Below are 12,411 nucleotides of genomic sequence, written 5' to 3'. Positions count from 1 at the left end.
TCGGCTAGAAAAAGGCTCCGCTACGGCGGAGCTTTTTTTGTCTGGAAGTTCAATCGCTGAATTCGGCCCACACGGGCGCATGATCGGACGGTTTCTCCATGGCTCTGATGTCGTAATCAACACCGGCGCCAATACACTGGTCGATTAGCCCGTTGCTGGCCATGATCAAATCAATGCGTAGGCCGCGCCGAGGCTCCGCCTCAAAGCCACGGCTGCGGTAGTCGAACCAGCTAAAGCGGTCATCTACTTTGGGATAAAGATGTCGGAAAGTGTCCGTCAGACCCCAGTTCTTTAGCGTCTGCATCCATTCGCGCTCCTCAGGCAAGAAGCTGCATTTGCCAGTGCGCAGCCAGCGCTTAGCGTTGTCCGCACCGATACCTATATCGATATCCTCAGCCGATATATTGACGTCGCCCATGACTACCACGCGCTGAGCTGAGTCGAATTCCTGTTCCAGATGCGCCTGCAAATCGGCATAAAAACGGGTCTTCGCGGGGAACTTTGATGGGTGATTGCGGCTCTCACCCTGAGGGAAGTAACCGTTGAATACGATGGTTTGTGTGTCGTTCGGCCCTGATATTGCAGCGCTGATCATGCGCTTTTGAGCATCCTCGGTATCATTGGGAAAGCCCTTGTGTACCCAAAGGGGCTTCTCACGGGTCAGCAGCGCAACGCCATAGTGACCTTTCTGGCCGTGAAAATGGACGTGATAACCAAGAGACTCAACGTCAGCTAGAGGAAACATGGAATCGTCGACCTTGGTTTCCTGAAGTCCTATGACATCAGGGGCATGTCGCGTCACAATTTCCTTGAGTTGATGAGGTCTTGCTCTAAGGCCGTTGATATTGAAAGAAACGAATTTCATCACTCTTCCTGTCTCAGATCAGATTGGCTGCCGGTCTGTAAGAAGATGTATCATTTGCCGGCCAGATTGGTTCGTCATGTTAGCATCTTCGCTGCCATTTTTGTCGCTGGAAAAAATCCATGGCTCGTCCTTCACTGCTGATTTTCCTGATCTTTTTTACGATGACAGCGTATGCTGAGCTCGTAGTAAACGTGAAGCCAAAAAACGCGCAAGTGAAAGCCAATATCGAAGCCTTTGTCGGCGAAATCGAGGCGTCCAATCCGCGCGAAGTTGAAGCGCTGGCAGGCTACAGCAAGGAACAGGCTACCAATGCTGCTCGGGCACTGGGATATTATCGGACCGAAATCAGCCACCGTGTAAGCGGCATGAACGATCCGGCATTGGTACTGGATGTGCACCTTGGCGAACCGGTCAGGCTGAATGTGGTGGATATTCGTATAGAGGGTGCCGGAGAAGGAACCGAAGCCTTTAATTTGCCTACTTCTCAGCGAGGCCGAATACAGCCGGGGAAAATCCTTCATCACGGTCATTACGAGACAATCAAGAGTTACCTGGCCAATCAGGCTTTGCGTTACGGGTATTTCTCTGGCGAGTTCAGCCAACAACGTCTATTGGTAAACGTGGATGATAATCAGGCAGATATCTCGCTGGTCTATCAGACAGGTGATCGTTTTCGTTTGGGCGACGTTATTTTTTCAGACACACCTTTTACCGATAACCTGCTGCAACGCATGGTGACGTTCAAAACAGGCGTGCCTTACGATGCTGATATTCTCGCCAAATTAAACCGTGATCTTTTAGCCAGCGGTTATTTTGCAAACGTGCAGGTATCCGCTCCTGCCTCAAAAGCGAACAATGGTGAAACTCCAATTGAAGTCCAGATCACCGAGCGCGAACCTCACTCACTGGGTTTTGGGGCAGGATTTTCAACCGATGTAGGGGCCCGTGCCCGGATGAGTTGGACTGAGCACTGGGTTAATCCCCAGGGACACAAACGTGGTGCCGAGCTGGAGTTGTCGCTTCCTCGGCAGGAGCTGACTGGCTACTATCAAATACCATTGACTCCACCACAAACCAACTCGATTCGATTTTTCGGTGGCTGGCAGAACGAGGATATTGACGATATAGAAAGCCAGAGTCTGACTGTAGGTGCGCAACATGAAAAATTACTGGAAAACGGCTGGGAACGGGTGGCCGGTCTGCGTCTGGAACACGAACGCTTCTCCCTGGGCAATGATTCCGGACAAAGCACACTGCTGATCCCCGGTGTGTCTTTTCAGCGAACCAAAAGCGTGGGGGGGATAGACCCAAGCCGAGGCTATAGCCTCATGCTGGATCTTCAGGGCGCGAAGGAAGGCGTCGTCTCGGATGTCGACTTCGCACATGTATTTGCCACGGCCAAGGGGTTATACACGGTCGAAGAGAAACATCGTCTACTGGCACGACTCGGATTGGGTGCGGTGTATACCAACGATTTTGAGCAGATCCCACCGTCCTTGCGCTTTTTTGCTGGTGGTGATCAAACGGTCCGGGGTTACGATTACCGCACACTGTCGCCAGTAGACAGCACCGGCGAGCGGGTCGGGGGCCGTTATCTGCTGGCTAGCAGCGTTGAGTATCAATACGAATTTATCAATAACTGGCGAGCCGCGAGTTTTGTCGATCACGGTAACGCCATGGACTCTCTCGCGGCCGCTCGCAAAACAAGCGTCGGCTTAGGGGTGCGCTGGGTTTCACCGGTTGGCCCTATCCGGGTTGATCTTGCCCGCTCTCTTAGCGATCCTGAGGAAGGTTTCCGTATTCATTTCTCTATGGGCCCGGAGCTATGATTTTTTTTGTATTGAAAGTCATTGTGCGCGGGTTATTCATTCTACTGCTGATCCCATTGATACTGGCGCTGCTATTACTTAGCGAAACGGTCAATCGCTGGGTGTTCGAACAAGTCCAGGGTATCGAGCCACGATTGGAACTGGGTTTGGAAAGCGGTCACCTATGGCGTGGCTGGGATTTTGACCGCATTGTCTGGCGCGATGAAGGTATTGAAGTCATCGCCGATGACATCCGCTTTGCCTGGTCCCCGAACTGTCTGTTCGGTGCGCGCCTGTGTATCGATGAGGTTGACGTCGAGAGCATTCAGGTCACGAGTGAATCGGTGCAGGAGAGTGGCAAGCGGGTAACAATCAATCTTCCGGCTATCCGCCTGCCATTGGGTGTTCAGGTAGATAAACTGCGTATTAGCAGTTTGCGAATCAACTCGCCTGAGCCGTTGCTTACCGATATCGAGTTAGCTGCACACTTGCGTGACTCGGAATTAGTCATCCAGCGTTTTACCGGCATAGGTCCCGATGTGGACTGGCAACTGACTGGTGATATTCGCCTAGAGAATGGTTGGCCATTGAAAATTGATGCACGGGTCAACTTGCCTGCCGTCGATGAAAAGCCATGGACCCTTGCTATGCGCCTGAGAGGCAGCGCAGTCGAGCTCGATCTTGAAGTCATTAGCAAGGGCTATCTGGACGGGCAGTTAAATGCAGAACTACAACCCCTGGACCCTAAAGTACCCGGCATATTCAAATGGCGAGGCGACCGTTTTGTTCCGTCCGAAGAGCTCCCCGAAACGCTTGTACTAATACAGTCTTCGCTCAACGCCCGAGGAAACCTTGAAGAGGGGTTTGATATCGAAGGAAATGCAGTATTTCCGGGGCAGGGCGGCGATATAGAGCTCGATCTCTCTGCACGCGCCAGTACAAGGGCAATGGATAAACTGGACCTTGCTTTGTTTGTAGTGAAAGAGCCCACCCGACGCCTGACGCTGACGGGTGACGCTTCCTGGAAGAGTGAGTTGGCAGCTAATGTTCAGCTGGAGCTGGAGCAATTTCCTTGGCAATGGCTGTACCCGCAGGATATTGGCGATATCGAGCTCGAACAATTGTCATTATCCGCCAGTCTGCACGATAACATGCAGGTTATCGGCAGTCTGAAGGCGCGTCTTGCAGGGGTAGCTGGCCAGATTGTCAACGTGAGTATGAATGTCGCAGGCGATCAGGAACAGATCAATATTACGCCTTTTGAAGTCATCACCGACGCTGGATCAGCCACCGGCGAGGTGGCCTTGCACTGGGTCGAGGGACTTGCATGGGATTCCGCTCTGTTGCTCGATGGCCTCGATCCGAGCGCCTTTATCGCGGAGCTGCCGGGAGATCTCAACGGGCCTTTGACCAGCAAAGGTAGTCTGATTGGCGAGCAGCTTGAGCTCGAAGCCATCTGGGCGTTGGAAGGAACCCTGCGGTCTCAGCCCCTTGAACTTGCCGGTTCACTGGACAAGACGGCAGATACCTGGCAACTGGATGACTTGCTGTTGCGTCAGGGTCAGAATCGTGTGACCGGTACCGGAACGCTAAGCGACCAAGTGAAAGCTCAGTTTGATCTGCAAGTGCCGATGCTGGAGACCTTATGGCCAGGCCTCGGCGGTGCGCTCAAGGGCACCCTCAATACCAGCGGTCCTCGTTCCGCGCCCGTGGTTAGAACGGACCTTCGGGGTGAGCGGTTAGTCTTTGAACAATCCAGTATTGCAGAGCTAAGCGTGCAGGGTAATGTCACCCTCTCCGATGAAACGCCTGGAAACGTCATGTTGACTGCACAACAGGTGCGCAGTGGGGACACCGTCATTGGCGATCTACTATTGACCTTGCGTGGCAACCGCCAAATTCACCGATTGGCTATACAGGTCGATGACGGCATTGGCGAGGTGGATGCGCAACTCCAGGGGAGCCTCCTTGCAGATCGTTGGCAAGGCCAGCTGGATGAAGCAGCAATTGCGTATGGACAACTGGAATGGCAACTGGCTGAACCAGCACGCATCAACTATAGACTGAGTCCCGCGCAACTGCGTATAGCCGAACACTGCTGGCGACATGAGGGCGCTCGTCTGTGTTTTCAGGGTGAGCAGCGGCTGCTGCCCGATCGCCAGCTGGACCTGGCACTGAGCAATTTTTCCCTGTCGTCGCTGGCAGATTTAATGCCGGACAACCTGGCTTGGAATGCTGACATGAATGCCTCTGTACAATTTCAGCAGGCGGCAGGGGAGGCGCCGGTTGTTGATCTTGTAGTGCGTAGTGTGGATGGTATGGTTTCTCTTACTGAAACCGATCAGACCCTTGCGTTCCCCTACGAGTTACTGGAAATCACAACCAAAATGCAGTCCGGAACCGCGCAAAGCCGGATCCAGTTAACCAGCGATGGCTTCGGCACTTTCGATATTCAAGCAAATATTGATGACCCAGCAGGCGCTCAACAACTGAGCGGCCAGTACAGCATCAAGGACTTGAAATTGAATATTCTGCGACCTTTCCTGCCTCAGGTAGACACTCTGAACGGTGGACTGAGAGGCAATGGTCGCCTGGCCGGCACACTACGGCAACCGGAGGTAGTTGGCACCCTGCGATTGACCGAAGGGTTCGTCAGCGGGCCTGAGCTGCCGGTAAGTCTGGAAGATTTACAGGTTAATATCGATATTAATGGTCAAAGTGCCGTAGTTGACGGTCAATGGACCAGCGGAGAGGAGGGTGAGAGCAGCCTTACGGGTACCTTGGTCTGGGCACCGGAGCTCAATCTGAACCTTGCTCTCAAGGGCAGACAGCTTCCTGTCATCGTCCAGCCCTACGCCGATCTGCTCGTCAGCCCGGACCTGCAGATCGCGCTTGCAAACAATCAACTTAGAATAAGAGGTCTGATTGCCGTACCAGAGGGCAATATCACTGTACGCGAATTGCCTGAGCAAGCGGTGAGACAATCACCCGATGTGGTGATCGTGGGGGAAGAACTCGAAGAAGAGGCGCCACCACTGGACATCGATGCACGAGTACAGTTAGTCATCGGTGATCAGCTAAACCTCTCAGCGTTCGGACTTACCGGGCGGCTCAGCGGTCGCATTATGGTCGAAGAAAATATGAGCGCTACAGGCGACTTGAATATTCTTGACGGCCGATTCCGCCGTTATGGGCAGCGCCTTACCTTGCGTCGAGCGCGAATTCTCTTTGCCGGCCCTATATCCCAGCCTTTTCTGAATATCGAGGCCATCCGCAAGGTAGACGATGTGGTTGCAGGATTACGCTTGACTGGTCGTGCTGAAGCGCCGCAAAGTGAAGTCTTCTCGGAGCCGGGTATGCCTCAGGAACAGGCGCTTGCCTATCTCGTCCTTGGTCGTCCGTTGGGTGCCGATGGCGGTGACAACAATCTGGTCGGCCAGGCAGCTCTTGCACTAGGCATGGCGGGTGGTGCACCGTTGGCGAAAAATATTGCCAGTACATTAGGTATTCAGGACTTCCAGCTTGAAACCGAAGGGACGGGTGTTTCAACTCAGGTCGTTGCTGCTGGTTACATTACCGAAAAGATCAGTCTGCGCTATGGTGTGGGTGTATTCGGCCAGGCCAATCAGCTGGCAGTTCGTTATGATTTGACTCGCAGGCTATATCTCGAAGCTGTCAGCGGCTTTGCCAGTTCGCTGGATTTCTTTTACCGTATTGATTTTTGAACAGCACTGTTTTTAACTCGCGCACAGATTGCGCGTTACCTGTAATGATCTAAGGAGTTTCCATGTCCAGCGTTAAACTAGGCGGTAACCCGATTACAATCGGTGGTGAATTTCCGCAAAAAGGCAGCAAAGCACCGGCTTTCACACTGGTAGCCAAGGATCTGTCGGATGCGACCCTTGCGACTTTCAGCGGCAAACGCAAGGTTCTGAATATCTTCCCCAGCGTGGACACGCCCACCTGTGCGATGTCGGTGCGGACGTTCAATGGTAAAGCCAGTGCAATGGACAACACGGTTGTGCTTTGCATCTCTGCGGATCTGCCATTTGCCCAGGCTCGTTTTTGTGGCGCTGAAGGTCTTGATGACGTGATTAACCTATCCACCATGCGCGGCAGTGAGTTCCTCAAGAATTACGGTGTCGCTATTGAAAGTGGTCCGTTGGCAGGTGTAACAGCGCGTGCTGTTGTTGTGCTGGATGAAAATGATCAAGTGCTGCATAGCGAGTTGGTCGGTGATATCAAGGATGAGCCCAATTACGATCAGGCCTTAGCGGCGCTGACCTGAGTCAGCCGGTACAAAGTTCGTTACTTAAGTTCTTTACGTTCAACAAGGCGCCGCTAATAGGCGCCTTTTTTTCATCCAGTTACTACTGTTTCTAGGGTGATGCCACGCTGAGTTGGCGTTGTCCGGGGCGGGTTTTAATCTTCAATTTTGCTAGCCACTGTGCGTGTTGTCGCACCGACAACCCACGCAGGTTCCGCTTAGGATGAAGCTTGGTCAAAGACTGCGCAGTGCAGTTGCCATTTCGCCACAAAGCAAAAAGGAAAATCCCTTGAAAACAGTTATCACGCTTGCGTTTGCGCTGCTGGCGCCCGTTGGCGCTTGGGCGCAGCTCTCGAACAGCCCAATCCCCGACTTCACAGCGACCGTGCTGACTGGGGAAAAAGTCAGCGCTGCTCAGTTGATCGGTCAACCGACGATACTGATCGTCACCCCGAGCAAGGATGCCGCCAAGCACACCCGCATGTGGGCTGAAGCGCTGCGTCTGAATATTGACCAGAGCGCGGTGCGTATCCGCGACGTGTTAGCGATCGATCTGCCGTTTTTCATGAGCGAAGAAGACGCGATCGGCCGGGCCAAGGAAAAAATTCCTGCGCGCTACCATGACCAGACTTGGATCCTTAGCGAATCGAGTTTGGAGAGCGCTTTGCAAATCCCGCGCGACAGCGCTAGTGCATTCGTTTTCGTGCTGGACACGCAGGGTAAGGTCATCGCGCGTGTCGAAGGAGCGCCGAGCAAGGTCAAGCTCAGCGAGGTGGAAATGGCGGTCCGCATGACCAAGTAGTGCTAGCGTTTTGTGTGGACGTCCAGTTGGATTCCCAAATAAAGCACTAGATCCTGTCTGGAAAAAATCAAGGACTTATATGGTTTATTCCACACAAAACGCTAAATTCGGCGAACATAAAGGCGTCACTTAATGTTTGAAGGAGGGCGCCAGAGTGGCGCTGGACTTCTTGTAGGCAATCAAATTAAGCGATAACGCGGCGGGGCAGGCCCGCGAGCTAGCGTATGGCTGTTTCAGTAGGTGGGTCAAAATATCGCGGGGAAACCCAGCTGACCCGGGAATGGACGCGCACAATAACTTGGTCGGCCTCGCCCCCACGCAAGGAAAGAAGATGACGAGGCCCACGCCATTTACGCAACTCAAACGCGCAAGAGGGAACGTTTCGACGTGCTTCGCTCATCCGCTGCCTACTCATCAATAGCTCTGAGTAATGCCCCGAATGGCCACCAGATATCGGACCGGGAGCAGTCCATATAGAGCCTAGAGGTGTCTACGAAACAAGGGGCGATTCAGGCTGCGGCCTCTGCCGACCAATTGTCAGTCAGCTTTTGATCTCCGGGCACAGCAGCTCTTCCGGTCTTGGCTTGTTTGCGCCAATTATATAGCGTCTGCTCGGACATGCCTTCCTGCCGGGCCACCTCGGCCACCGACAGGTTCTGAGGAGGTAACAACTTTCTCAATAACGCTTCTTTGCGCTCTGGTGGGTAACTCGGCATTGCCTGACTCATACCGTCCCCGGGATTGGATTTGGGGAAACCGATCAGGTGAAAACTACCCTGACACCGGGGGGTGCCATGGGGCTAGTAAAAATGAGTCTTCGAAGATATGGTGGTATAACTCCCAAAAGTGAGAACGCTATGACAAAACAATCGAAATGCCCAATTGCAGGCGGATATAAATCCATTGAAAGTGACCGTATTGGCGGGGCGATTGGAACACCGCCCATGAATGCCGACTGGTGGCCCGGGCGACTTCCGATTGAATTACTTCACAGCCAATCGCCTATGGCAAATCCGCTCGGCGAAGATTTTGACTACCCTGCGGCTGTTGCGAAGCTCGATGTCGACGCCGTCAAAGCCGACATTATGGAGTTTTTGACAACATCTCAGGATTTCTGGCCAGCAGACTACGGCAATTACGGACCTCAAATGATCCGCATGGCGTGGCACTCAGCCGGATCCTATCGAGTCTTTGACGGTCGCGGCGGTGCGGCGAAGGGTCTTCAGCGCTTTGCCCCGCTCTATTCATGGGAAGACAATGGCAATATCGATAAGTCCATTCGCCTGCTCCAGCCGATCAAACTGAAATATGGCGAGAACCTGTCTTGGGCCGATCTCATTATTCTAACTGGAAATCTAGCCATGGAGCAGATGGGCTTCAAAACGCTGGGATTCGGCTTTGGCCGCATTGATGCCTTTGAAGCGGATGACGCGACCTATTGGGGTCCCGAAACCGTCATGGCGACACAGGATAAGCGTTGGGTCGGGGAGCCCGGCACAGACGAGTATGATCTGGAAAATCCATTGGCAGCGTCCCGCCAATCCCTGATCTATGTCCATCCCGAAGGTCCCTTCGGCAATATGGATCCCGCCGCCTCGGCACAGGAAATCCGTATCACCTTTGGCCGTATGGGCATGGATGACCGCGAAACCGCTGCACTGATCATCGGGGGCCACGCCTTCGGCAAGAGTCATGGCGGCTCCCCCAAAGAACATCTCGGCCCGGAGCCAAGTGGCGCGCCTATCGAAAATCAAGCCCTTGGCTGGTTGAACAGCAACGGCACGGGCAAGGCCGAATACACAACAACCAACGGTATCGAGGGCGCCTGGACATCAAACCCAACCCGATGGGATCACGAATACCTTCAAACCCTGTTCAATAACGAATGGGAACAGTATGAATCAGTTGCGGGCGGGAAAGCTTGGCATCCCAAAGACCCCTCCACGCATAAAATGGTGCCGGATGCCCACATCGAAGGATTACGTCATCCTCCAATGATGATGACCTCTGACATAGCCCTGCGCGTCGATGACGCTTACCGCGCGGTTTGTGAAGAATTCATGGCCGACCCCGCGGCGTTGGACGATGCCTTTGCAAAAGCCTGGTACAAGCTGATCCACCGCGATATGGGTCCGAAAAACAGGTTACTGGGTAAGGACGTCCCTGCGGAAGCATTCATTTGGCAGGATCCCGTTCCAGCGCTTGATCACGAAGTGATTGGCGACGCGGATATTAAAGCTTTGAAGGCAGATATTTTAGGTTCTGGTCATGACGTCTCGGCGCTTGTCGGCGTAGCGTGGGGCTCGGCCTCGACCTATCGCAAGACGGATCTGCGCGGCGGGGCCAATGGCTCCAGAATTCGTCTGGAGCCGATGGTCAATTGGGAGGTCAACCGTCCGAGTGAATTGAAAAAGGTGCTGACTTCGCTCGAGTCTATTCAAAGCGATTTCAACCGCAAGCAATCTGGGAATGTAAAAGTTTCCATGGCTGACCTGATCGTCCTGGCGGGCTGCGCCGCTGTTGAAAAAGCCGCCAGCGATGCGGGCGTTGATGTTGAAATCCCTTTCGTGCCCGGACGTATGGACGCGACTCAGGAACAGACAGACGCGCACAACATCTCCTTCCTCGAGCCCTATGCAGACGGATTCCGTAATTATGTGAAGGGCGATTATGATGTTCAACCCGAACGCATGCTGATCGACCGGGCGCATTTGTTGGATCTCAGCTCGCCTGAACTGACGGCGCTTATCGGCGGCCTGCGCGTGCTGGGCACAAATTATGACGGGTCCAAGCACGGTGTCCTGACAAGTCGTCCGGGTGTGCTCAGCAATGACTTCTTTGTCAATCTGCTGGACGTTTACACAGAATGGTCGCCTCTTGATAAAGCGGCTCAAACATTTGAGGGCAAGGACTCCAAGACGGGTGAACGAAAGTGGACGGCCACCCGTTGCGATCTCGTTTTCGGTTCCAATCTTCAACTGCGCGCGGCAGCGGAAGTCTTCGGTGCGGGGCCTGGCGGTCAAGACCGTTTCGTCAAAACCTTTGTCAGTGCTTGGCATAAGGTCATGATGTCGGACCGTTTTGAACTGCAAAACGATCTGTATAAGGCCTAGGCTCTCATAACATTCCGTCGGACACCTTGCACCGGCGGAACCAATTAAACGGCCAATGCACATGAACAGTGTGCCTTGGCTTTTCCATTCTCGATAGAGATAGATAGCTGGTGTGTCTAGTGCCGGTCGCAGATATCGCGGCGCCGTCACAGCTGCTCGAGAATCGGACGCAGCAGCGCAACGTTTATCTTTTATCTTATAAATAACCCAATTACTGTACTACGTATAATCTATATTATGTTAAATACAGTAAATGGTAACAAAGGCTTTACCCGATACATTCTGCAACCACACTTACTCTTTTACCTCTTCATCTTACTTACTCTCAGTAATCATATTGCGTTGTCCAATCGTGTTGAGCTCGGCCATCAGCGTGTCCATAAGTTCATCGGCGCTAAGATCTTTAGATCTTAGTATCGGATTATGTGCACGACTGAAGTCTGTGAAATCTAAGCTGTGCCAGTTATCAGGCTGCATTACCTGTTCGATGACGCCGATGTTTTCGCGATTGGCCGCTTCCAAATTGTACGACAACGTTGTACCTGACGCTTCGTTTGCAAAGTCGTATCCGGCATTAAAGTCATGTATTAATAACAAAGCCACACCACCGTCCATAAAATGCCGACCCATGCTGGCAGTCAATCGACCTTCCCGGATGGCATCAAGGACACGTCTTTCCCAATCAACACCGCCTACCATGATATCCACACCTGGCTTGAGTCCCTTGCTTTCAAGAGCCTGTATGGCGCCGAGGGCCATACCATCACTAGCAGACCAGATCACATCAGTACCGGGGTAGCGTTCAAGCAATAACTGGGTCTTGTCTTGCGCTTCAGACTGGCTCCACCCGGCGTAGAGCAACTGATTGAGTGTTGCTGATTCACGTTCCACTGATTCTTTCAAGCCCTTGTCTCGATCAGTGGCAGCTGACGAATCTCGGGTTCCAGAGAGCGCCAGGATTTCCAGCGGACTAGTATCGGGTTTCTGGCGTGCTGCGGCGATCAACGTTTCGGCAAGCTGCTTTCCTGCAGCGATGTTGTCCGGTGCAAGGTGTCCGATCCAGTTCTTGAGGTATTGCCTGGGTACACCGACCGTTTGTCCGTTAAATTCAGGGACATTGGTATTAAAAGTAAAGGTTTTCACACCGACCTTTTCGGTTCTTTTTAACATTTCAGCTGTCACGTTCTCTTTGAGCATAAGCATGACAAAGTCGGGTTGCCGTTTTTTATCTAATGCTTCGCCCAAGAGATCCCGGTAGCTGTATCGGTTTTTCTGCTGGTCTGTATAAACCGTCAAATTGATGTCTAGATCACTAGCAACTGCTTGCATAAAACCACTGACCATTTGCCAGTACCTGGAATTGTCTGGCGAGAGGAAAATTACTTCCAAGTCATCAGCATAGAGAGTCTTTGGTGCAAGACAGAGGAGCAATAGAAGTGGTAGATAAAGACGCAGTGACAGCATAGAAATCCAGGTGAAAATCAATAAGTCGGCAGGATAACATGCCTGATTGTGCTGAATGGGTGGTGTTGACTAAAGCTCTTTCGTCTATTGTT

General features: G+C 52.8%; 7 protein-coding genes and 1 pseudogene. 5 read left to right on the top strand and 3 right to left on the bottom strand.

The window, feature by feature from the left end; all coding sequences use genetic code 11:
- Positions 1 to 49: 49 nt before the first annotated feature.
- Positions 50 to 865 carry an exodeoxyribonuclease III gene (xthA, locus tag ACJAXR_RS04815; protein ID WP_415057118.1) on the bottom strand — a complete coding sequence of 272 codons (816 nt, stop codon included), beginning with the start codon at positions 863 to 865 and terminating at the stop codon, positions 50 to 52.
- Positions 866 to 984: 119 nt separating this feature from the next.
- Here xthA and ACJAXR_RS04810 point away from each other — a divergent pair, with 119 nt between their 5' ends.
- The 4 genes from ACJAXR_RS04810 (at position 985) to ACJAXR_RS04795 (ending at position 7,742) form a co-directional block, all read left to right on the top strand.
- Positions 985 to 2,694 (top strand): autotransporter assembly complex protein TamA, encoded by a 1,710-nt coding sequence (locus tag ACJAXR_RS04810; RefSeq protein WP_415057117.1) that lies wholly within the window; start codon positions 985 to 987, stop codon positions 2,692 to 2,694.
- Positions 2,691 to 6,398: a translocation/assembly module TamB domain-containing protein gene (locus ACJAXR_RS04805; protein ID WP_415057116.1), complete on the top strand. Its 3,708-nt coding sequence runs from the start codon at positions 2,691 to 2,693 to the stop codon at positions 6,396 to 6,398. Before ACJAXR_RS04810 ends, ACJAXR_RS04805 begins: the two co-directional genes overlap by 4 nt.
- Positions 6,399 to 6,460: 62 nt before the next feature.
- Entirely contained in the window at positions 6,461 to 6,961 is a 501-nt protein-coding gene (gene tpx / locus ACJAXR_RS04800) for a thiol peroxidase (protein ID WP_415057115.1), read from the top strand.
- A 268-nt stretch (positions 6,962 to 7,229) separates the two neighbouring features.
- Complete coding sequence (locus ACJAXR_RS04795; RefSeq protein WP_415057114.1) at positions 7,230 to 7,742, top strand: TlpA family protein disulfide reductase; 513 nt, start codon at positions 7,230 to 7,232, stop codon at positions 7,740 to 7,742.
- A gap of 518 nt (positions 7,743 to 8,260) precedes the next feature.
- Here the strand turns inward: ACJAXR_RS04795 and ACJAXR_RS04790 are convergent.
- Positions 8,261 to 8,458, bottom strand: a pseudogene (locus ACJAXR_RS04790) (transposase); the annotation flags it as partial.
- Positions 8,459 to 8,599: 141 nt separating this feature from the next.
- Between ACJAXR_RS04790 and katG the strand changes: the two are divergent.
- The gene (gene katG / locus ACJAXR_RS04785) at positions 8,600 to 10,855 is read left to right on the top strand and encodes a catalase/peroxidase HPI (protein WP_415057113.1); all 2,256 of its coding nucleotides are present in this window, start codon (positions 8,600 to 8,602) and stop codon (positions 10,853 to 10,855) included.
- Between the two features lie 315 nt (positions 10,856 to 11,170).
- On the opposite strand, the gene ACJAXR_RS04780 is transcribed toward katG, so the two are convergent.
- Positions 11,171 to 12,319 (bottom strand): ABC transporter substrate-binding protein, encoded by a 1,149-nt coding sequence (locus tag ACJAXR_RS04780; protein WP_415057112.1) that lies wholly within the window; start codon positions 12,317 to 12,319, stop codon positions 11,171 to 11,173.
- Between the last annotated feature and the right edge of the window lie 92 nt (positions 12,320 to 12,411).

The organism is Halopseudomonas sp. (assembly GCF_047631575.1).
Taxonomy (GTDB): domain Bacteria; phylum Pseudomonadota; class Gammaproteobacteria; order Pseudomonadales; family Pseudomonadaceae; genus Halopseudomonas.
The sequence above is the reverse complement of the archived record's forward strand: the minus strand, read 5'-3'. Positions and strand labels throughout refer to the sequence as shown.

Bases quoted from the DNA above. Each gene is read 5' to 3' on its own strand.
- xthA (WP_415057118.1), bottom strand. From the start codon at position 865: ATGAAATTCGTTTCTTTCAATATCAACGGCCTTAGAGCAAGACCTCAT.
- ACJAXR_RS04810 (WP_415057117.1), top strand. From the start codon at position 985: ATGGCTCGTCCTTCACTGCTGATTTTCCTGATCTTTTTTACGATGACA.
- ACJAXR_RS04805 (WP_415057116.1), top strand. From the start codon at position 2,691: ATGATTTTTTTTGTATTGAAAGTCATTGTGCGCGGGTTATTCATTCTA.
- tpx (WP_415057115.1), top strand. From the start codon at position 6,461: ATGTCCAGCGTTAAACTAGGCGGTAACCCGATTACAATCGGTGGTGAA.
- katG (WP_415057113.1), top strand. From the start codon at position 8,600: ATGACAAAACAATCGAAATGCCCAATTGCAGGCGGATATAAATCCATT.
- ACJAXR_RS04780 (WP_415057112.1), bottom strand. From the start codon at position 12,319: ATGCTGTCACTGCGTCTTTATCTACCACTTCTATTGCTCCTCTGTCTT.